This is a genomic window from Mycobacterium sp. NGS69, assembly GCF_059812165.1.
In genome coordinates, this window is the sequence record NZ_JCALCD010000005.1 from 21,482 (window position 1) to 43,474 (window position 21,993).

Consider the following 21,993-nt stretch of genomic DNA (forward strand, 5'->3'; position numbering starts at 1 on the left):
ATGCGGCCGTCTCTAGCCTTCCGTCATGCATTCACTTAGGAAGGCCGTTGCCGGGGCGCTCCTGTCGGGCGGGCTCGCGGCGGCCGGCGTCGGCCTCGCCGCAGGTACCGCTCAAGCCTTGCCCGCCCCCGCGCCGCTCAACCACTTCACCTGGTGCCCAGGGAACTAGTCGATACGCTCACACGCTCGTCAATTCAAGGTCCACTCAGACTCGATCAGTGCTAGTCCGTATCCAGTGCTGTGTTCGCTTCGGCGGTGTCTTGCGGCTAGATCCCTTCGCTAGAACTGCTGCTCGCAATACGGACGTATCCACATGAATTGTATGATCAGCGTAGGCGGCACATTGTCCTAACGGCATAAATATGCTACTCATTGACTAGTCTGAGGTGATGGTCATACGCTTCTAGAAAGTATGTCGGGAACGCTCGCAACGAGGGCCTAGTGGAAGCTGAGACATCGCGATGAACGTGAACACTGCCGCTCCCAGCGTCTTCGAAGCTGGCCTTCCCACGTTCAGCTACGACTTTGCCGCCACTCCGCAGGACATTCTCGAAGACGTGCGAACTGCGCAATCGTGTGCGCCCATTGCCATTGGCCCTCTCGGTCCGGAAATACTGGCTTACGATTTGGCTCGGGATATCCTGCGCGACAGCAGGTTTCGGTTGCCACCCGGACTCACACTGGCAGCGCAGGGCGTCACCTCAGGTCCGCTATACGACAAGCTGATGAGCAGCCTTCTCGGTCTCGAAGGTCCGCCACATACTCGCTTACGCAAGCTGGTGTCCAGGGCGTTCACTCCCCGCGCGACGTCACCTTTACAAGACACGATTCATGAGGTGGTGAACGAGCTGATCGATCAAGTAGTAGAGGAGGGTCGTTGCGACGTGGTGACCGACATCGCGCGGCCCTATCCCACCCCGATCATGTGTGCGCTGATCGGTGCGCCTCGGGAAGACTGGCATCTTTTCGCACAGTGGACCGACCAAATCTTCAAGGCTTTCAACTTTCAGCCCGACGTCACCTTCGATGAAGCCGCGATCATGCGGTCGTGGAGCGAACTGGACGCCTACGTCGATGACATGGTCGCCGCACGCCGGAGGCATCTGACTGATGATCTGTTGTCTGAGCTCATACTCGCCGAAAGCGAGGGCGACAGGCTCAATCTGGATGAACTGCGCATGCTGGTGGCTGGCTTCTTGATGGCGGGGACGGACACGACGCGAAACCAACTGGCCGCGTCGGTGCAGGTGCTGTGCGAGCATCCGGATCAATGGGCGAAGCTCGGTGAGCAACCAGAGCTTGCGATGCAGGCGGTTGAGGAGAGCATGCGGCACTCGCCCGCGGTCTGTATCGCGGTGCGAGCCGCCACAGAGGATGCCGAGTTCGGTGGTTACACGTTCCCGGCGGGGACCTTGGTCGTCGTGAACACCTTTGCGGCCAACCGTGATCCAGCGATTTATGACGATGCCGATCGCTTCGACATCGCCCGCAACGACTCACCTGCGATTCTGACTTTCGGTGGTGGTGCGCACTATTGCCTTGGGGCGAACCTCGCACGCCGGGAATTGGCGGAAGCACTCATAGTCCTCACCCGACGTCTCACCGCACCCCATCGCATCGCTCCTGCGCCGTGGAAATCTCTGCTCGGTATGACCGGCCCGACGACGCTTGAGATCGAGTTCGACAGCGAAATGCTTGTGGCAGCGGATGCGTAGTCGCGGCTGGGCGGGTGTCACACCCGCCTCGGATGAGGAGGCAATCGCCCGCATTCTGGATGCGGTAGACGACGTGATCGCTGAACACGGACCGGCGCTACGACTTGCCGACGTCGCCCGAAGGCTCGGAGTCACTCGTCAGACGGTGTACCGATATTTTCCCAACGCCGACGCGCTGCTCATTGCCAGCGCAATGCGTGCGGTCAACGGTTTCATCGACCAAGGTGTTGACCACGTCAGCGGCCTCAATGACCCGGTCACTGCGATCGTCGAAGTAATCTCGTTCGCGGTCGAGAACCTCACCGGCGATCCACAGTTGGAAAGCTTGCTCACCCGGCCACCTGAGGGCGAAGCTGCCACCTCGCTCACCTCCGACACAGCGATCATTTTCTGCTTGTCGGCCTTCCACCGCTTCGATGTCGATTGGAAGCTTCACGGCTTCGACACCGCTGCGCTCCGTGAGCTTGCTGAAATGACCTTGCGCACTGTGCAGTCCATTCTGACCGATCCTGGGCAGCCGCCACGCGAAGGCCTCACACTACGCCGCTTCGTTGCCCGATGGCTCGGTCCAGCGATCCTCTATCCACGGATGACGTCGTTGCCGGTCCACGAACGGCACGCATCATCGGACGAGCACATCGAGCCGGAAAGGTGCGCTGAATCGTGAACTTCGGACGAGAGGCCGCCGACGGTGCCACTATCTGACGGACAGGCTTGCAATTACCCTGCAAGGGCGAGCGATTATCCTTCGTCAACGGCATCGAGCGTGTCGGGGAAGGTTGCGTTCGTTACCGGCGGGGCGTCCGGCATTGGCGCCGCGTTGGCGGCCAAGTTGGTCGACGGGGGCGCCGAGGTCTGGATTGCCGATCGTCAGATCGGCGCCGCGCAGGATCTGGCGAAACGCCTCGCCAGGGGTGGCGCAAAGGCGCACGCGATTGAGCTGGATGTGCGCAGCTACCCATCGTTTGAGCGTGCCGTCGCCGAGGCGGTAGGGCAGTCCGGGCGGATCGACTACCTGTTTAACAACGCAGGCATTTTGGTCGACGGTGAGGTCGACTCGTACACGCTCGATGACTGGAACGACGTGTTCGATGTGAACCTGCGCGGTGTGGTGCACGGCATCCAGGCGGTCTATCCGATCATGATCGGGCAGCACTCCGGCCACATCGTGAACACAGCCTCGATCGCCGGTCTCGCCACCGGCGCAGTGCCGGCCAGCTACGCCGCCACCAAGCACGCCGTTGTCGGGATCTCCAAGTCGTTGCGCATCGAGGCCGATCGCCATGGCGTGCAGGTGTCTGTGCTGTGTCCTGGCATGGTCTCGACTCCGATGGTGCTAACGGAGAGACATCGGGGGATGGCACCAGGACCAATAGAACGCTTTCTAGAAACGTCAAAACCCGAACGGTTCGCCGAGCGCGCCCTTCGTGCCGTGTTGCAGGGAGACGCGATCATTGTCTTGCCGACGTGGTGGAAGGCATTCTGGTACCTGGAGCGGTTCTCGCCCGCGTTGTCGATGCTCGTCGCAAAAGCCATGATTAGGCAAAAACGTCGGATGCAGTCCACCGCCGCCTGATCTGCTGTCTTATGGCTAGGCACACCCGGTTCTAAAACTCGCGTGGGCCGGTACGGTGGGTAATCTTTCGGCAGGCCACCCCGGCCGGGCGCACCTATGTCACCACCCCGGGCAGTGCGTTGCTGTTGCCCGGTTTGTGTCGCGGGGTCGGCGGTGTCTTCCCGACCCCCGAAGCGGAACCGCCGCTCGATTACTGTGACCAACGCGCCGCGATGATGCCCCGACGCCGCCGCACCCGCGCCCAAGACCGCGCCTACCGGGTGGCAACCGAACGCCGCCACAACCGCGAGACCCGCCTGGCCCGCAAAGTCGAGTGGCCCAGCTACTTTGGGGTCGCCCCGCCCGGTCGCGACGACGACGAACCGCCGCCATTTTGACCGCGGGTCAACCTACCAGGAACACCGAAAGGTACCGGCCGTTGGCCGCGAAATCCGAGTACTGGCCCGCCGTACGCTTGGCGGGTGCAACAGGCGACCAAAGCCGACATCCTCGCCGCGCTGGATGACAGTGGGAAGCGGCTCGTCTCGATCGTCCGGGGGCTCGATGCCGATCGCGCCGCGCGACGGGTGCCCGGGCTTGCCTGGACGGCCGTGGAGACTGCGGCGCACGTGGTAACCGTGCTCGGCAGGCTGCTTGGCGATCGTCGACGCGCCGCCACAAACGAGGGGGTTGCCGAGCTGAATGCGACCTGCCTCTCGGAGTACACCGACCGAGATATCAACGATATCGCCGACCGGCTCGAGGCAAATCTGCGTGCAGTGATCGACCACGTCTACCCCAAAGTCGACTTCGACCGTTTGTATCCCTTCCACGGTGGATCAACGATCTCTGCCGGCGGTGGGGCGCGATGGATCTTGTGCGAGCTGCTCGTCCACGGCTACGACATCGCCGCTGCAACCGGAGACGATTGGGCGATACCGGCCGCGGCGGCATCCATGGCAATTCGTGGCCCTGCTGAGTCGATGAATCGGCAGGTTGAGAGCAAGACCTCGACCCGGCATCGGGTGCATCTGGGAGAAGACGACACTGTCGAATTCGTGGCATCCTCCGGATCCCTACCTGCCGGTGACGAGCCGATCGACGCGGAACCCGACGAGTTGCTCCTGGCCTTCTTCGGAAGGATTGAAGTGTCCGATCCGCGTTTGGCGGTGGTTCTCGCTGATCTGCCGAACCTCTAACTAGGTCGGGGCCGCGCGGACCTCTTCGGGATTGAGGTGGGTTAAAAGCGTGCGCGACGGCGCCTTGATCCTGACCTCAACGAGCCGGGTGGTGCGCCGCAGTTCCCGACGGTGACCCGCCCCACCTCTGACGGCTTGAACGTTTGCCGGACCCCTGAACTATCGGCCGGAACCGGCGTGAACTTTTACCTCCCTCAACTCGTCCAATTCATCGAGATGTCAACGACGTGGCGGGAGGGCAGCGATGTCGTATGTGGTGGCGGCCCCCGAGTTCTTGGCTCGGGCGGCAACGGACCTGTCAAACATCGGCTCGGCGGTGACCGCCGCGAATGTGGCGGCGGTGGCCCCAACCACCGCGGTCATGGCCGCCGCTGATGACGAGGTGTCGGCGGCGATCGCGTCGCTGTTTTCCGGCCATGCCCGGGCCTTCCAGTCGTTGAGTGCGCGGGCGGCGGCGCTTCATGGCGAGTTCGTGCGCGCCTTGAGCGGTGCGGGGAACGCGTATTCGCTGACCGAGGCGGCCAACGCCTCGCCGCTGCAAACGATCGAGCAAGACGTGCTGGGCGCGATCAACGCGCCCACCGAGCTGCTGTTGAATCGCCCGCTGATCGGCGACGGCGCCAACGCGACCACGCCCGGGGGCAACGGCGGGGATGGCGGCATCTTGGTCGGCAGCGGCGGCAACGGCGCTAACGGTGCGACGGGCCAAAACGGCGGGAACGGGGGGTCGGCGGGCCTGTGGGGCCACGGCGGCAACGGCGGGGCCGGCGGTAACGCCCTCGCCGGCACGGGCGCAAGCGGCGGCAACGGTGGCAATGGTGGGGCCAACGGGCTGCTCGGCGGCGGTAACGGCGGCGCCGGCGGGAGAGGCGGCAACGGCGGGTCCGCCGGTTTGGTGGTCGGCCCGACCGGCGCGACCGGTGGGACCGGTGGCAACGGCGGGGCCGGCGGCGCCAACATGCACCTGTTCGGCGGTCAGGCCGGGGCCGGCGGGGCCGGTGGTACCGGCGGGCTTGGCGGGGCCTCATCCGTGAACGGCGGGCACGGCGGGCCCGGCGGCGCCGGTGGGGACGGTGGCGCCAACCACGCGCTGCTGGTCGGCCACGCCGGGACGGGGGGCACCGGCGGCAACGGCGGCACGGGCGGCGGCGCGGGCGCCTCGAGCGCCACCGGCACGGCCGGCACCGGCGGCAACGGCGGCGCTGGCGGCAACAGCCCCGGCGGCATCGGCGGCACCGGGGGCCGGGGCGGCGACGGCGGCTTCGCCAACTTCACCGTTGGTAGCGGCGCCGCCGCGTTCAACGGGGGCGACGGCGGCACCGGCGGCCGTGGCGGCACCGGGGTCATCGGCGGCGCCGGCGGCAACGGCGGGGCCGGTGGTGTGGCCATCGTCCATGCCCCCGATGCCGGCGCGTCCGGTGGGGCTGGCGGGGGCGGCGGCGCCGGCGGCAACAGCACGGGCGGTGGTCCCGGCGGCACCGGCGGTCGCGGTGGCGCCGGCGGGAACGCCGATGCCGTGGGCGCCACCACCACCGCGTCGGCCGGCGGCGGTGGCGGCGGCGATGGCGGCGGTCCCGCCGGTGCCACCGGTGGCCCCGGTGGTGGCGGTGGAGGCGGTGCCGCCGCCGTCTTCGGTAACGAGTCGGCCGCTGGCGCCCTGGGCCAGTCCGGTCAGGGCAACCCGACCGGCGGGGGCGGTGGCGGCGGCGGCGCGACGGTCGTCGGGACCGCAGGCACCATCGCCTCGGGCGAGGGCGGGGGTGGCGGCGGCGGCGGAATCACCGGCGGCACCGGCGGCACCGGCGGAACGGGCGGCGGCGACAGCGGTGCCGGTCAAGGCGGCACTGCCGGCACGGCCGGCGGTACTGCCCTGCCGTCACCACCCGGCGGCGTGGGCGGCACCGCCGGCATCGGCGGTGGGGGCGGCGGTGGCCTCGCCAGCGCCTTCGGCACCCCGATCACCCTCCTGCTCGGCGGCCACGGCGGCACCGGCGGCGGTCCCTAGCACCGACCAACGCCGGTGGCCCTCAAACCGGCCCCCTAGCTGCCCGAAAAGGCCGACGGCCTCGTGCGGGGAATTCTTCGCTGACCAGCGCCAGCGGTATTGTTCGTGTCATGCGGTACGTGAACGGGGCAGGACCCCGGCCGCACGTTAAACGCGTCGACGTGCAATGTTTCCGCGTTGGTCGCGGCGCAGTCAGCGCAACTTTGCTGGATGGTTTCCCGAATAAGGGATGTGAGATGTCATGGACTTTTTAGCGCTGCCGCCAGAGGTCACCTCGGCGCTCGTCCATACCGGTCCGGGGGCGGGCTCGCTGATCGAGGCGTCGGCCGCCTGGCAGCGCGTCGGCAACGAGCTGGACAGCTCGGTAAGCACCTATACATCGGTGCTGTCTTCGCTGGTGGACTCCTGGGACGGCCCGTCCGCCGCGGCGATGGTTCAGGCCGTCCAGCCCTACCTCACCTGGCTGCGGGACACCGCCCAGCAGGCCCAGCAGCTGGCCTCCTCGACGCAGACCGCCGCGACGGCGTTCACCGCCGCCCAGTCGGCCGTGGTCCTGCCCGCAACGGTGACCGCCAACCGGACGCGGCTGGCACAGCTGATAGCCACCAACGGGTTCGGTCGCAACCTTCCGGCGATCGCCGCGACCGAAGAGCAGTACCAGGCCATGTGGGCGACCAACTCCGCGGCGCTGACGCGCTATCAGACGGCGACGGCGCAGGCGCTCGACCTGCAGCAGTTCACCACCCCGCCGGCGATCACCGATCCGGCCGGGACGGCAGCGCAGGCCACGGCCACGTCCACCGCCGCCGCCACGCCGGCGTCCCAGATCGGTGATTTCCTGACGAACGTCCTCAGCACCCCCTTCGGCTTCGACCCGAACGCCGGCTGGTTCGGGCTGGCGAACACCTACGCCAACCAGTTCATCTCGTCCGGGTTCCCCATCAACCTGCTCAGCTACCTCGCGCAGAGCACGTCGGCCCAGGCGCTGCAGAGCGTGGGCGGCGACATCGGCCAGGGCCTCTCCGAGGGGGAGTCGGCACTGGGAGCGGCGGGGGCGAGCTTGTCCAACGCGGTCCGGTCGCTCGGATCGGCGCCCACCGGGGCGATGGCCGTCGGCGTGTCGATGGGCAAGCTGACCGCGCCGCCCGCCGTGGTCGGGCTGCTGCCGGCCGCGCAGACACCGGTCCAACTCGCCTCGGCGGCGTCGCCGCTCGACGGCGCCGACGCCGGGTTCGGCATGCTTCCGCCGCTGATGCCCCCGCCGGTCTCGGCGGGCAGCGGTTGGCGCAAGCGCAAGCAGACCAAGCTCGAAGACCTCCAGGTGGGCGCAGAGGTCAAGGGCAAAGTGATCCGCACACCGCCATCGGCCGGATGAAGGCATGGACTTCGGGACGCTGCCCCCAGAAATTAGTGCGGCGCTGATCCACTCCGGACCCGGTGCGGAGTCGTTGATCGAGGCTGCCGCCGCGTGGGAGCTGTTGGGCGTCGAGCTGGAGGAATCCCTGCCCGGCTACGGCTCGGTGCTCTCGACGCTGGGTGAGGCCTGGGGCGGCCCGTCCGAGGCGGCGATGACCCGGGCCGTCGACCCCTTCCTCACCTGGCTGGCCACCACCGCGCAGCAGTGCGAGCGGGTCGGCTCCTCGATGCAGGCCGTCGCGGCGGCATTCGAATTGACCCGCCGGACGGTGGTTTTTCCGGTTCAGGTCGCGGCCAACCGGACCCGGTTGGCGCAGCTGATCGCCACCAACTGGCTCGGGACCAACTTTGCGGCGATCGCCCAGACCGACGCCGAGTACGAGGGCATGTGGGTGAACAACTCGGCAGCGATGAATCGCTACGCGGCGACGTCGGCACAGGCCACCCGGCTGGCGCAGTTCTCGCCGCCGCCCGCGATCGTCAGCCCGACGGCGGCGGCCGCGCAGGCCACCGCCACGTCCGCCGCCGCCACCACCCCGGCGGCGTCGACCCCGCTGGGGGATTTCTTGACGAACGTGCTCAGCACCCCTTTCGGCTTCAACCCCCAGAAGGGCTGGTTCGGCCTGCTCAACGCGTACGGCGACCAGTTCATCGCGGGCGGAATTCCCGTCAACCTGCTCAGCTACCTGGCGCAGCTGAATTCGGCCCAGGCGTTGCAGAGCGTGGGCACCGACGTGGGTCAGGGTCTGGCGGAGGGGGAGGCCGCGCTGGGCGGGGTCGAGGCCGGTCTCGCCGACGCGGTCCGGGCGGCCGGAACGGCGCCGACGGCGGCGGTGGGCGTCGGGGTTTCGCTCGGCAAGCTGACCGCGCCGCCCGCCATGGTGGGGCTTCTGTCCGCGTCGAAGCCGGCGGTGGCGCTCGCCGCGGCGGTGTCCCCGCTGGCCGCCGACGAATCCGGCTTCCCCTTCATGCCGCCGCCGATGATGCCGCCGGTGGCGCCGCGCGACAAGGGCAAGCGCGGGGGCCGCGACTACGACGACATCGAATACGGGCTGGAGATCAAGGGCACCTTCATGACCCGCCCGCCCTCAGCCGGTTGATGCCTCGTCGGTGGCCAGGGTGAAGTAGTTCTCTTCCTCCTGCGCGAAGTGCAGGCGCAGCAGGGCGTACAGCCCGTACAGGCAGGCGAGCAGGTCGTCGACCTGGTCTCCTCCGATGGAGCCGTTGGCCGCGGCAAACTCCACCTGCGCGCCGATCCGGTCCGACAGCCGTTGTATCTCCGCGTGGGTCCGGCTCATGGTCGCGGTTGCCTCGCCGGTGCCCAGGGGATGGGCCAACGCGGGGTAGAGCTCGGTTTCCTCGGCGCGCTCGTGCGGCAGGACGCGCTCGACCAGCAAGCCGTGTGCGCGCGTAATCGCCTGCAGTGCAGCCTGATCGGGCGCTTCTGCCAGGCGGTCGGCCGCTTCGCGCAGCAGCCCGATGGCGTCGCGCAGTTCGTCGTGTTCGGCGTCGAAGCGGCGCAACATCCGTTCGGTTCGCGCGGGCAGGTCGACCTCGACCGCCGGGTTGCCGCGCAGGGCGCGCAGCGCGTTGAGGATGACGGCGACGTCGATGCCCTCCTGCAGCAGCGCACCGGCCGCGGGCGGCAGCCAGCCCACCGCGGCGACGGCCATCGCGACCAGCGACAGGCCCATGCCGACGACGGCGCTCTGCACCGCGATGCGCCGCGACCACCGCGCGATGTCCATCGCGTCGGCGAGCCGCTCCAGCCGGTCGGTGGTCAGCACCACGTCGGCGGCCTCCGAGGAGGCGGTGGCGCCGCGCGCGCCCATCGCGACCCCGACTCCGGCCGCGGCCAGCGCGGGGGCGTCGTTCACCCCGTCGCCGACCATCACGGTGACCGCGCGCTCCTGTTCGGCGCGCACCGCGGCGACCTTGTCCGCGGGGCTCTGTTCGGCGTAGACCTCGTCCAGCCCCAGCACGGCGCCGACCTCGCGGGCGGGCCCGGCGCGGTCGCCGGTGAGCATCACCACCCGGCGCAACCCGGCGGCGCGCAGCCGCCGCACGGTGCGCGGGGCGTGGCGGCGCAGCGGGTCACGCAGCAGCACCGCACCGGCCGGTCGCCCGTCGACGCACACCCACGCGATCGCGGCGGTGTCCAGCAAGGCCCGGTTCGCGGCGGCCCGGGCCCATTCCGTCGAGGTGTCGCCGCCCAGCTTGCCGACCTGGATGCGCCGATCGCCGACGGTGGCCGTGACGCCGCGCCCGGGTTCCTCGACGACGTCGGTCGGCAGCTCCAGCCGCAGGCCGCGGGCCAGCGCCTCGGTAACGATCGCCTCGGCCAGCACGTGCGGGGACAGCTGGTCGACCGAGGCGGCCAGCCGCAGGATTTCCATAGCGTCGCGCCCCGGCGCGGCCGCGACTTCGATGACGACCGGGCGCCCAATGGTCAGCGTGCCGGTCTTGTCCATCACCAGAGTCGTTGCGCGCCCGAGGTTTTCCAAGGCCGCGCCGCTGCGGATCACCACGCCGTGCCGCGAGGCACGCGACAGCCCGGACACGATCGCCACCGGCGCGGCCAGCAGCAGCGGGCACGGCGTCGCCACCACCAGCACCGCCACGGCCCGCACCGGCGACCCGCTGGCCAGCCAGGCCGCGCCGGCCACCGCCAGCGCCAACGGCAGGAACCACGCGGCGTACCGGTCGGCCAGGCGCACCACCGGCGCGCTCTGCGCCCCGGCCTCCGCGGCCAGCCGCACGATCTGGGCGTACGTGCTCGCTTCGGCGGTGGCGGTGGCGCGCATCTCGAACGCGCCGCCGGCGTTGACCACCCCGCTGCGCACCGGTTCGCCGGCGCCGCGCTCCACCTGCAAGGGCTCGCCGGTCAGCACCGACTCGTCGAGCACCGCGACCGCGCCGACGACGCGCCCGTCTACGGGCACCACCTCGCCGGAGCCGACGACCAGCAGGTCGTCGATCGCGACCTCTTCCAGCCCGATCGTGGCGACCGTGGATCCGACGCGCCGGCGGGCGAACCGCGGGGCGTGCTCGAGCAGGGCTCGCAGGTCGTGGGACGCGCGCCGCTCGGCCGCGGCCTCGAGCGCCCGCCCGCCGGCCAGCATCACCGCGATCAGTGCGCCGGCGAGGTACTCGCCGACGGCCAGCGTGCCGATCAGCGACAGCACCGCGATCAGGTCGACCCCGAACCGGCCGTGGCGCAGCCCCGCCACCACCCAGACCACCGCCGGGACAAGCGCCACCACCGTGCCGGCGATCCAGCAGCCGTCGGCGACGCGCTGCGCGCCGGCCAGCCAGGCGATCCCGCCCGACGCCAGCGTGCCAACACTGCCCGCGACCAAAATCGCGGATCCCCTACCGCCCACACCATTCCCTTCGGGAGACGGGTCTGCAGCCAGCCTGAACCGGCCTCGCCTCGTTAAATAGGGCCGGGTGTCCCTGAACTAGGGACTCAGGTCACTAGAAAGGTTGGCCAAGTTCCGGTGAACATTGCTGGCGTGACTGGCTTTTCTGCACCCGGGCTCACCCCCGGCTCGCTCCCGATCCATACCATCACCGGCGACCCGGTGGCGCGCGTGGCCGCCGACGCCACCGTCGCGGACGTGGCCATGGCCATCGCGGACTGCGACGTCGGGGCCGTCGTGGTGGGCGACGACGAGCGGCCCGCGGCGCTGGTGAGCGAGCGCGACGTCGTCCGCGTGGTGGCCGCGGGCAAGGATCCGGCGACCGTCCTCGCGTCCGACATCGCCAGCACCAAGCTTGTGTGGTGTGACGCCGAGGCGACGGTCGACGACGTAGCGGCCCGGATGATGGATCACTACATCCGCCACGTCCTGGTGGAGCGCGACGGCGCGCTGGCCGGGATCGTCTCGGCCCGCGACCTGCTCGGCGTCTACGGCGCCTACGGCGCGTGAAATCCCGGCTGGCCGGCCTCGTCGGCGGGAGCCTGGCCGGCCTGACGGCCTGGGACCTGCTGCAACGCCGCCACACCATTCTGCGCAACTACCCGATCGTCGGTCACCTGCGGTTCCTCCTCGAGGCCGTCGGCCCCGAGCTGCGCCAGTACATCGTCACCGACAACGACGCCGAACGGCCCTTCAGCCGCGACCAGCGGCGCTGGGTGTACACGTCGGCGAAGCTGAGCAACCGCTACTTCGGCTTCGGCACCGACAATGACCTGGAACGGGTGCACAACTACCCGGTCATCAAGCACGCGGCGTTCCCGGTGCCCACCCCCGCCGGCGAACCCGAGCATCCGGACCCGTCGGTGCCGCTGCCGGCCGGAAAGGTGCTCGGCGGCGCGCGTGGCCGGGCGCGGGCCTTCCGGCCGTCGTCTCTGGTCAACGTTTCGGCGATGAGCTTCGGCTCGCTGTCGGGCGCGGCCGTCACCGCGCTTAACAAGGGCGCGGCTTTGGCCGGTGCCCTGCACACCACCGGCGAGGGCGGGGTGTCGCCGTACCACCTGGGCGGCGGAGACCTGGTCTGGCAGATCGGCACCGGCTACTTCGGCTGCCGCGACGACGACGGCACGTTCAGCCTGCCCCGCCTGATCGACCGGGTCGCCGCCACGCCGTCGATCCGGGCCATCGAGATCAAGCTGAGCCAGGGCGCCAAGCCGGGCCTGGGCGGCATGCTGCCCGGCGCCAAGGTCACCCCCGAAATCGCCGCCATCCGCGGCATTCCGGTCGGGGTGGACTGCAAGAGCCCCGCCGGCCACTCCGCGTTCCGCGACGTCGACGGGCTGCTCGACCTGGTGGAAACCATCGCCGCCGAGACCGGCCTGCCGGTCGGCATCAAGTCGGCGGTCGGGGAGGATGCGTTCTGGCTCCAGCTGGCCGAGCGCATGGCGCGCACCGGCCGGGGCGTCGACTTCGTGACCGTCGACGGCGGCGAGGGTGGCACGGGCGCGGCCCCGCTCGTGTTCAGCGACCACGTCGCCCTGCCCTTCAAGTGGGCGCTGCCCCGCGTCTACCGGGCCTTCGCCGAGGCGGGCCTGCACCACGACGTGGTGTTCATCGGCTCGGGCAAGCTGGGCATCCCGGAGAACGCCCTGCTGGCGCTGGCCGCGGGCTGCGACATGATCAACGTCGCGCGAACCGCCATGTTCTCCATCGGTTGCATCCAGGCCCAGCGCTGCCACACCGGCCGCTGCCCCTCCGGCGTCGCCACCCAGTCCGCGTGGCTGCAACACGGCCTCGACCCGGCGCTGAAATCGGTGCGCTGCGCCAACTATCTGGCCACCCTGCGCTTCGAGCTGCTGTGCCTGGCGCGCGCCTGCGGCCAGGTGCACCCGGCCCTGGTGCCGCTGGAGGCGATCGAGCTGCTCGACGTCGACCTCAAGACCGTGCGGGCCGACGAGTTGCTCGACTACCGGCCCGGCTGGGGCGTGCCCGGCCCGGCCGACGTCGCGGCCATCACGGAACTCATGGCGCGTCGCTTGTCGACGTAGCGCAGTATCAGTTTGCGCAATTCGCTGACCCACACCACGGTGCTGGCCAGGGCAGTGCACACCAGCCACTGGTCCAGCGAGAGGGGTTCGGTGGTGAAGGCCTTGTTGAGGAAGGGCAGCTGAACCACGGCCACCTGGAGCAGCGCCGACAGCGCGATCGCCGCCCACAACCAGCGGTTGGCGAAGAAGCCGCGAAACACGGTCTGCGTCTCCGAGCGGGCGTTGAGGGTGTTGAACAGCTGCGTGATCACCAGCACGGTGAAGCCCGCGGTCCGAGCCGTGTCGACGGACGACGGCAGGGGACCGCTGGGCACATACAGATGAATCGCGACGAGGGTCGCGGCCGCCACGGCCGAGCCGATCACCAGGAAGTTGTTCCACATCCGGCCGTCGATCACCCGATCCGTCGCCGAGCGTGGCGGGCGGCTCATGACGTCTTCGGTCTGGGGATCGACACCCATCGCCAACGCCGGAGCGCCGTCGGTGAGCAGGTTGATCCACAGGATCTGCGTGGCCAGCAGCGGCAGTGCGACGGTGTGCCCCTGTGTCAGGCCGACCGCGCCGGCGAGCACGACGCCGAAAAAGACGGTCAGGACTTCCCCCATGTTGGAGGAGAGCAGGTAGCGCAGCGACTTCTTGATGTTCGAGAAGATGCCGCGGCCCTCACGAATGGCCTGCACGATGGTCGCGAAGTTGTCGTCGGCCAGGATCATGTTGGCCGCTTCCCGGGCGACCTCCGTGCCGGTGCGGCCCATGGCGATGCCGATGTCGGCCGATTTCAGCGCGGGAGCGTCGTTGATGCCCTCGCCGGTGACCGCGACGATTTCGTGGTCGGCGTGCAGGGCGTCGATTATGCGCAGCTTGTCCAGTGGGCCGACCTGGGTGTACTGCGAGTGGCGGCGGACCGTTTCCCGGAGGCCGTCGTCGTCCAGCGCGGCCAGCTCGGCGCCGGATACCGCCGACTCCTCGTCTTCGATGCCCAGCTGCCGGGCGATGCGGGCCGCCGCGCGGGGATGGTCGCCCGTGATCATCACGACCCTGACCCCGGCGCCGTGCGCGCTGGCGATGGCTTCGGCCGCCTCCGGGCGGGGTGGGTCCGTGATGCCGACCATGCCCACGTAGGCCAGGACCCCCTCCGTTGCGTCCGGCAACCGGTACGCCACCGCCACGGGATGAAACGCGTCGCCCGCGAGCCGCTCGGCGTCGCCCCGGATCGTCGCCCTCGTCGGGTCGTCGAGCGGTTCCAGCCGATCACCGATCCTCAGGTACGCGCAGTGGTCGAGCACCACGTCGGGGTCGCCCCGTTCCGCGGGGACCGTGGGTGAGCGGTGACGCGTTCCGGTCTTCGCCCGGGCCACCAGGAACGCCGCCTCGATGGGATCACCCTCGATGGTCCAGTGCCCGTCCTTTTGCTGGAGCGTGGCCTCGGCGCCGCCCCCGTCGAGCACCAACGCGGCCTGGCGCGACAGGTCGCTGCCCTCCTCGAGCGGAACCCCGTCGCGCTCCAGGCGGCCCTCGGGCCGGTATCCCGCGCCCGTCACGACGACCTCGCCCAGCGGCGTGACAACCCGCTCGATCGTCAACTCGCCCGTCGTGAGGGTGCCGGTCTTGCCGGAGCAGACGACCGACGCCGAACCCAGCGTCTCCGCGGAGGACAGCTCTTTCACGATCGCGCTTTGCGCGGCCATCCGCCGCATCCCCAGCGCGAGCACCACCGACATGATGGCGGGCAGCCCCTCCGGCACGGCGGCCACGGCCAGCGAAATGCCGAGCAGTACGGCCGTGATCACGTCGTCGGCGCCGTGGATGCCGAAGACGACGAAGATGGTCGCGATCACCACCATGGCGATCGCCAGCACGGCGATCCCCAGCAGCCGGCTGGCCCGGGCGACCTCGCGCTGCAGCGGCGTCTCGGCGTTGCCGACGGCGCGCACCAGGCTCGCGATTTGACCCGTCTGGGTTGCCATCGCCGTGGCGGTTACCACCGCCCGCGCGGCGCCCTTGGTGATCGCGGTGCCCTTGAACACCATGTTGAGCTTGTCCCCGAGTGCTGCCGGGTCCGCCACGGCGCCGGCGTCTTTGGCAACGGGTTCGCTTTCTCCGTTGAGTGCGGCCTCCGACACCTGCAGCCCGGCGCTCGACAGCAGCCGGGCGTCGGCGGCGACGGCGTCGCCTTCGGCCAGCAGCAGCACATCGCCGGGCACCAGCTCGCTCGCGGGGACCTTGTGCGGCGTCCCGTCACGTACGACGGTTGCCGTGCCGACCGTCATGCGTGACAGGGCATCAACCGCGTGCTCGGCGTGCGCTTCCTGGACGTAACCGAGCACCGCGTTGAGGACGAGGATGACGCCGATCACCACCGCGTCGACGGGCCAGCCGGTGGCCCCCTCGACGGCCCACACCGCGAGCGACGCGATCAGGGCGGCCAACAGCAGGTAGATCAACGGGCTGCGAAACTGCGCGACGATCTTCTTCCACGTCGGCACCGGCGCGACGCCCTCGACGGTGTTGGGACCGACCTCGACGAGTCGCCGCGCGGCTTCCTGCGTGGTCAACCCGCGGCCGGGATCGGTCCGCAGGCGTTCGACGACGGCTCGCGAATCGAGCCGTGCGGGATCGGGATCGGTAAGGGCGCCTACCACCGACACGGTCGCGCTGGCTAGGGCGCGGGGGCGACGGCCTTGACGCGGGATTCCATCATCCGGTTCCGGACGATGTGTTCGACGAGGATCGGAACAAAGGCCTGGACGGGGGCATCGACGAACTGTCGAGCGGCCTCCTCACACCAGCGCATGATCTGTGCGGTTCGCTCGGGGTCGTTGTGCCCTTCGTGGCGGTCGAGCTTGGCCGCGACGTCGGCGACCGACTTCGCTACTGTCGGAACGCCGGCCGGGGCGTCGCCGGCGTCGGCGGTTCCCCGCGCCTCGTCCAACGCCTGCCGGGCGGCCTCTTCGCTGGTGTCCGGCCGGATGACGTGCAGCGTGATGTGACGACCGTCCGCGCCGATCAGGATGACGCTGGTCGGCTCGTCACTGGTGAACCCCAGCAATTCGACAGTGCGGCCGGCGATCTCGACCAGTGGCGGCGTCGCGTCCCAGCCATTGCGGCGGTAGCCGATCATCACGACCTGCCCCAGCCGGTCGGATACCGAGGCCACCAACGCCGGCAACTCGTCGACCAGGTGCCTCGACCGGGGCCACCAGGCTCCGTCGACATGCTCCGCCGCAGCCCGAAATGGCTTGAGCTGCAACCGACTTTCGCGCTCCATCTCGACCACCTGTCCGCTAACTCCTGGGGTTGCTGCCCGACGCACCGGGGACGCTGCCTCCAACGGTAAGGGCTTGCTGACCAACCCGCGACACGAGCGGCCAATCCCTGAGCCGTCGCTGCGTGATCTCGGACACACGGAGAAGCAGGTCGGGAGCTACCACCGACACCAGGCTCGCCACCGCGGCCGCGGTCAAACCCTGACCCCAGGCGATCGGGTCCACGGGGGTGCAGCCGAACACCTGACTCACCCCCGGGGTGCTGATCACCACCACCAGGGCGCCGAGGGAGCCGACCGTCGTCAACACCACCAGCGGGGCCTGCGAGTCGACCAGTGTCTGGGCGAGTTGCGAGCCGACCAACGCGATCAATGCCACCGTCCCCGCGCGGCGCGGTGTGCCCGTCACGCTGCCCATCGTCCAGCCCAGCGTGGCGCCGATCGTGGTGGATGCGCCACGAATCCCGATCGCCCGCCACATTGCCGCCTCGTCGCGGTCGACCTCGGCGGTGCCCTTCTGCGGGCTGACGGCCAATGCGGCGGCGGGCAGCGCGTCGGTCAGCATGTTGACCAGCAGCATCTGGCGGGCGTTGAGCGCCGAGCGCCCGGTCAGGATGGTGGTGAGCAGGGCGAAGCACACCTCGCCGAGGTTGCCGCCCAGCAGCATCGACACCGCCGACTGCACACGCCGCCACAGCTGCTCGCCTTCGTCGAGGGCGTCCAGCAGGGCCTCGATCCGCTCATCGAGCAACACCACGTCGGCAGCGGTGCGGGCCGCATCGCTGCCACGCGCGGCCACCCCGACGCCCACGCTGGCGGCCCGGATAGCGGCGGCGTCGTTGACGCCGTCACCGACCATCGCCGTGACCAACCCCGCTCGCTCCAGGGTCTGGACCACGGCGATCTTGTGTTCCGGCGTCATCCGCGCGAAGACCAGCCGCGACTTCGCCGCCTCGGCCCGCTGGCCGGACGACAGCGCTTCCCAATCGCTGCCCGTGATCACCTGCTCGGCGGTGACGTCGATGCCGAGCTCCCGGGCGATCGCGGCCGCGGTGGTGGGATGGTCCCCCGTGATCAACCGGACCCCGATGTTGCGGTCGGCGAGGGCCTTCAGCACGGCCGGGGCCGTGGGCCGGGGGGTATCGGCCAACCCGAGCAGACCGATCGGTGTCAGTTGCGACGTGCAGAGCGCCTCGAGCCGGTCGGGATCGGCCGCGGCCGCCGCGGCTTGATCCGTGCTGAGTTGACGCTCGGCGACCGCCAACACCCGCAACCCGTCGGCCGCCATCGCGTCGATCTGTTGCGCCAGCGGTTCGTCGTCCCGGAGCAACGCCGACGAGAGCACCTCGGGTGAGCCCTTGATGGTCAGCCGGGTGCCGACGAGTGCGGCGGCGAACGGGCGACCGGACTGGAACGGCAGGAACGCGTCGCGTGTCGGTCGCGGTTGCGGGGGCGAACCGTCGCGGAGCGAGGGGTCGTCGGCCGCCTGGTTGATCGCGTCGTCGGTGGCGTGCTCCACCCGGTGGGTGTGCCGTTCGTAGCTCGTGGTGACCGCCGCGTCCAGCACTTCACCGGGGGTGAAGCCGGCCATCGGACGCACCGCTTTGACCTTGAGCCGGTTTTCGCTCAGCGTGCCGGTCTTGTCGAAGCACACCACGTTCAACCGGGCCAACGCCTCGATCGCGTGGGCGTTGCGGATCAGCACCGATTCGCCGGTGAGGCGGCGGGCGGCGGCCTGCTGGGCCAGCGTCGCCACGAGCGGCAACCCTTCCGGAATGGCGGCGACGATCAGCGTGACCGCGCTACCCACGGCTTCCCGCAACGGGGTGCCCCGCGCAACGCTGAGCAATCCCACCAGGCCCCCGCTGGCCACGCTGAACGGCAACGCCCGGCGGGTGATGTGCCGCAACTGTCGCTGCAGGCCGATCTCCTGCAACTTCCTCGGTGCCATCGCCAACGCGCGGCGCATCTCTGAACGCGAACCCACCGCCGTCACCACGGCCACCGCCGTGCCCGCGACCACCGTGGTGCCGGCATAGATCATGCAGGTCCGTTCGGCCAGCGGGGCGCCTGGCGTGGGTTCGGTCTGCTTGGCTACCGGCAGTGACTCGCCGGTCAACGTGGATTCGTCGACCTCGACATTCAGTGCGTGCAGCAGCCGGGCGTCCGCGGGAACCACCTCGTCGGCGTGAACCTCGATGATGTCGCCCGGGCGCAGCCGCTCGGTCGGCACCTTCTCGCGTCGCTGTGCATCCAGTGGGCCTACGCGCCGTCGCGCGGGCGGATCCTGCACGGCCAGTAGGCGATTCAGGATGCCTTCGGCGTGCAGCTGTTGCTCGGCCGACAGCGCGGCGTTGACCAGCAGGACGCTGCCCACCAGGACCGCATCCAGCGGCGAGCCGAGCAGCGCGCTGGCCAGCGCGCCGGTGGCCAACAGGGGGGTGATCGGGTCCGCCAGGTCGCCCCGCATCTCGTCGACGAAATCGCGGACGGATCCCCACGATGCCACGCTCGCGTCATGCAGCGCGCGAACCGGCGGCAGCTTCTGCCACCACGCGGACAGCTCTTCGTGGTGCTCGTCCGGAGGGCGGGGCAGCAGCCGTTGCACCTCGGCAACCGGCAGGCCGTGCCATTCGTGCCCGGCTTCGGGCTCGGGCAGCGGGTCCCGGAGCGCCTTCAGCGCCGCCCGGTATCCGAACCACAGGCTGGCCACCATGCCGACATTGACCGATGCCGAACTGCGTCCGGGCACACCGGGAATCAGCATCAGCGCGCCGAGCGCCGAGGCCGAGGCCGACAACCGGACGGCGCCGTCGGTGGCGGCGCGCGCGGCGGGTAGCGCGTGCAAGACCCGCCAAGCGCCGGTGAGGTCCTTCGCGATCAAATCGGCGCCCCAAGGTGCGGGGTGTCCGTCCCGCAGCACGCCGATCGTGACGTCGGACCGGTGCGAGGCTTGCATCTCCGACGTGGTCAACAACGCGACGGTGGCACCGCCGGCCTTCAATTCGGCGACGGCCGCCGCCACCGCGTGGTCGATCGACCCGTCCGCCGGATACAGCTGGTCGAATCCCTGTGCCAGGGAACGCAGTCCGTCGTCGTCGAGAGAGAAGACCCGTGGCTGCGCCTGCCGCGCCTCGGTCAGCACCGCCGCGGCGAACGGATCGCGAACCGGGCTGATCAGTGCCTCGCCCGAGTCGCCGGCTCCGGGGATGTCGGCCAGCCGGTGCCATCCGGGCCGCACGCCGTCGGTGTCGAGCGCCGTTCGAACCGCTTCCCAGGCACGGGCGCGCTCCGAATTGTCCACCCCCAGAACGCGACTGACCGTCAATTCGTCGGTGTACAGCGCTCGCGGGTCGACCATGATCGCGTCAATCCGGTCGAGTGTGCGCAATGCCCGGGGACGCAGTACGAGGGCGTCGTGCCGGGTGGTCAGGCCGCGGCTCATCGCGGCGCCGAAGGCCTCACGCACGGTGCGCAACGGCTTCGGTACGGCGGTCAGCGCGGCGGCGCCGGCGGCGTCGGGGTTGCGCGACAGCACACCGACCGCGGCGGCGGCGCCGACGCCGGCCAGGCCGATACGGTTGGCGTAGCGTTCCGCGGGCCCGTCGGGCGGATTCGGGATGCTTCTTGGTGTCAGCACAGGTGTCAGAGCCGCGTCGTCGGGCACCGCCCGGCCGCCCAGCACCCATTCATGCCGGGCCCATGTCAGCCGAGAGTTCCACGCCTCGGCCGCGAGCATCGTGCGGGTGGCGGCCTCCGCGGCCGCGGCTGTCGGCGACAGGGTCAACGCGGCCGTCGCGGAGTTGACGAAACCGAACAACACGTCGGTGCCTTCCGGCCCCAGGCGCCGCTCCAGCTCTCGGCGCACCCGCGGGTGGTGGTCGGCCAGCGTGGTAGGAACGGCCACCAAGTCGGGCAGCCGGGGCAGGCGCAGCAGGCTGCCGGTCAGCGAAAGGCCGAGCCCCACAGTTGCGGCCGCGGCCGTCATCGTCCGCCCCATCAGCAGCGCATCGTCACCGGGCAGGCTGGCCGGGTGCGCCAGCAGGGCCCGCGCTCGGTTTCGCTGTTCGGCGCGGGCGACGATCCGGCCGAGCTCGGCGACCGAGGGCCCGTCCGCGTCCACCGTCACCACCACGCGGGCGAGGGTGGGGTTCAGAAAAGCCTCGCGCACGCCGGGCGCTGCGCGGACTGCGGCCAGCACGTCGGTGGCGATCGCCGAAGCGTGCTCGCCGCCGAGGCCCCGCACTTCGATCCAGCGCCGCGGCCCGTTGCTGCTGTTACGCCGCGCCGGCGGGCCTCCCACAGCCTCGATCGACATGCCCACCGCCGCGCGGGCCAACGCCGAAAAGTCCGGCGCGGCACGGGTTACCGACCGGCCCAGGCTGGCCGCAATGCTGCCGCCCAGTAGAGCCGTGCTTCCGGCAGTCCCCGCGGCGACCGCGCCGACGGTGACGGCCATCCGGGTGCTCATGGCGGCGACGCGCACTGGCGCTGCCAGCCAGTGGGTCCGCGACATGTGTCGAAGACTAATCCGGCGGGGGGTCGGTCGCAGGAGCCGATTAGACCCCCTTCGGGTGGCTTTCGTCACTTGCGGAAGTCGCCGAAATCAGGCGAACATCTCAGGCGTGGACTCCGACAACTCAGGTTCCGAGAGGCTCCTACCGATGCGAACCTCCTATCGCAGACAGTTAGAGGTCTTAGCCACGCAATTGGGGGAGATGTGTGGACTGGCCGGGATCGCGATGAAGCGCGCGACCCAGGCTTTGCTGGAGGATGACATCGCGGCCGCCGAGCGGGTGATTCGCGACCACCAGCAGATCGTGGCGATGCGAGCGCAAGTCGAAAAAGAGGCGTTCGCGCTCTTGGCCTTACAGCAACCGGTAGCCGGTGACCTGCGGGCAATCTTTGCGGGCATACAGATCATCGCCGACGTGGAACGCATGGGCGCATTGGCCGTACACGTGGCCAAGATCGCCGAGCGGGCGCACCCGAAGCAGGTGCTGCCCGAGGAGGTCCGCCAATGTTTCGCCGACATGGGCAAGGTGGCGATTGCATTGGGCGACAGCGTAAAACAGGTGCTGGTGTCGCGGGATCCGAAGGCTGCCGCCCGACTCCACGAACAGGACGACGCGATGGACGAGCTGTACAGGGGTTTGTTCAGCGTGCTGATCGATGACGATTGGAAGCATGGCGTCCCGGTGGGTGTGGAAACGGCTTTGCTGGGCCGTTTTTACGAGCGCTTCGCCGACCACGCCGTGGAAGTCGGTCGCCGCGTCATCTTCGCGGTCACCGGCGATCTACCCGCCGAGGACCAGATATCGACCTACTGAGAGTGGTTGGCCCCGCGGGCTTTCGGTGATTGACCAGTGGG

At 69.7% G+C, this 21,993-nt stretch carries 16 protein-coding genes; 12 read left to right on the plus strand and 4 right to left on the minus strand.

Translation table 11 applies throughout. The annotated features are described in order from the left end of the window. Window positions 1-25 precede the first annotated feature (25 nt). From AC5Y2S_RS16065 to AC5Y2S_RS16105, 9 genes are all read left to right on the plus strand, one after another. On the plus strand, window positions 26-169 hold the full coding sequence (locus tag AC5Y2S_RS16065; RefSeq protein WP_499957093.1) for a hypothetical protein: 144 nt from the start codon (window positions 26-28) through the stop codon (window positions 167-169). Between the two features lie 292 nt (window positions 170-461). Continuing rightward, window positions 462-1,715, plus strand: coding sequence for a cytochrome P450 (locus AC5Y2S_RS16070; RefSeq protein WP_499957094.1), 1,254 nt, complete (start codon window positions 462-464; stop codon window positions 1,713-1,715). Next, the gene (locus AC5Y2S_RS16075) at window positions 1,708-2,382 is read left to right on the plus strand and encodes a TetR/AcrR family transcriptional regulator (protein ID WP_499957095.1); all 675 of its coding nucleotides are present in this window, start codon (window positions 1,708-1,710) and stop codon (window positions 2,380-2,382) included. Before AC5Y2S_RS16070 ends, AC5Y2S_RS16075 begins: the two co-directional genes overlap by 8 nt. Window positions 2,383-2,481: 99 nt before the next feature. After that, window positions 2,482-3,291, plus strand: coding sequence for an SDR family NAD(P)-dependent oxidoreductase (locus tag AC5Y2S_RS16080; RefSeq protein ID WP_499957096.1), 810 nt, complete (start codon window positions 2,482-2,484; stop codon window positions 3,289-3,291). 212 nt (window positions 3,292-3,503) lie between these two features. Then, a complete protein-coding gene (locus tag AC5Y2S_RS16085; protein WP_499957097.1) occupies window positions 3,504-3,668 on the plus strand; it encodes a hypothetical protein in 165 nt (54 codons plus the stop codon). Between the two features lie 84 nt (window positions 3,669-3,752). Then, window positions 3,753-4,469, plus strand: a complete 717-nt coding sequence (locus AC5Y2S_RS16090; RefSeq protein ID WP_499957098.1) for a DinB family protein — start codon at window positions 3,753-3,755, stop codon at window positions 4,467-4,469. A 244-nt stretch (window positions 4,470-4,713) separates the two neighbouring features. After that, window positions 4,714-6,474 carry a PE family protein gene (locus AC5Y2S_RS16095; protein WP_499957099.1) on the plus strand — a complete coding sequence of 587 codons (1,761 nt, stop codon included), beginning with the start codon at window positions 4,714-4,716 and terminating at the stop codon, window positions 6,472-6,474. A gap of 241 nt (window positions 6,475-6,715) precedes the next feature. Beyond that, window positions 6,716-7,849, plus strand: coding sequence for a PPE family protein (locus AC5Y2S_RS16100; RefSeq protein ID WP_499957100.1), 1,134 nt, complete (start codon window positions 6,716-6,718; stop codon window positions 7,847-7,849). 4 nt (window positions 7,850-7,853) lie between these two features. After that, window positions 7,854-8,990, plus strand: coding sequence for a PPE family protein (locus AC5Y2S_RS16105; RefSeq protein ID WP_499957101.1), 1,137 nt, complete (start codon window positions 7,854-7,856; stop codon window positions 8,988-8,990). Here the strand turns inward: AC5Y2S_RS16105 and AC5Y2S_RS16110 are convergent. Beyond that, window positions 8,979-11,273, minus strand: coding sequence for a heavy metal translocating P-type ATPase (locus AC5Y2S_RS16110; RefSeq protein ID WP_499957102.1), 2,295 nt, complete (start codon window positions 11,271-11,273; stop codon window positions 8,979-8,981). The genes AC5Y2S_RS16105 and AC5Y2S_RS16110 overlap by 12 nt on opposite strands. 132 nt (window positions 11,274-11,405) lie before the next feature. On the opposite strand from AC5Y2S_RS16110, the gene AC5Y2S_RS16115 reads away from it, so the two are divergent. Continuing rightward, a complete protein-coding gene (locus tag AC5Y2S_RS16115) occupies window positions 11,406-11,822 on the plus strand; it encodes a CBS domain-containing protein (protein ID WP_499957103.1) in 417 nt (138 codons plus the stop codon). Beyond that, window positions 11,819-13,357, plus strand: a complete 1,539-nt coding sequence (locus AC5Y2S_RS16120; protein WP_499957104.1) for an FMN-binding glutamate synthase family protein — start codon at window positions 11,819-11,821, stop codon at window positions 13,355-13,357. Before AC5Y2S_RS16115 ends, AC5Y2S_RS16120 begins: the two co-directional genes overlap by 4 nt. Here AC5Y2S_RS16120 and AC5Y2S_RS16125 read toward each other — a convergent pair. Genes AC5Y2S_RS16125 through AC5Y2S_RS16135 form a run of 3 tightly spaced genes read right to left on the minus strand, consistent with a single transcriptional unit; the run spans window position 13,276 to window position 21,093 of the window. After that, a complete protein-coding gene (locus AC5Y2S_RS16125) occupies window positions 13,276-15,999 on the minus strand; it encodes a cation-translocating P-type ATPase (protein WP_499957402.1) in 2,724 nt (907 codons plus the stop codon). The two genes, AC5Y2S_RS16120 and AC5Y2S_RS16125, sit on opposite strands and share 82 nt — an antisense overlap. Before the next feature lie 17 nt (window positions 16,000-16,016). Next, complete coding sequence (locus AC5Y2S_RS16130) at window positions 16,017-16,625, minus strand: DUF5994 family protein (protein WP_499957105.1); 609 nt, start codon at window positions 16,623-16,625, stop codon at window positions 16,017-16,019. 16 nt (window positions 16,626-16,641) lie between these two features. Further along, a complete protein-coding gene (locus tag AC5Y2S_RS16135; protein ID WP_499957403.1) occupies window positions 16,642-21,093 on the minus strand; it encodes a cation-translocating P-type ATPase in 4,452 nt (1,483 codons plus the stop codon). Window positions 21,094-21,286: 193 nt separating this feature from the next. Between AC5Y2S_RS16135 and phoU the strand changes: the two genes are divergently transcribed. Further along, window positions 21,287-21,952 (plus strand): phosphate signaling complex protein PhoU, encoded by a 666-nt coding sequence (gene phoU / locus AC5Y2S_RS16140; protein ID WP_499957106.1) that lies wholly within the window; start codon window positions 21,287-21,289, stop codon window positions 21,950-21,952. Window positions 21,953-21,993: the final 41 nt, after the last annotated feature.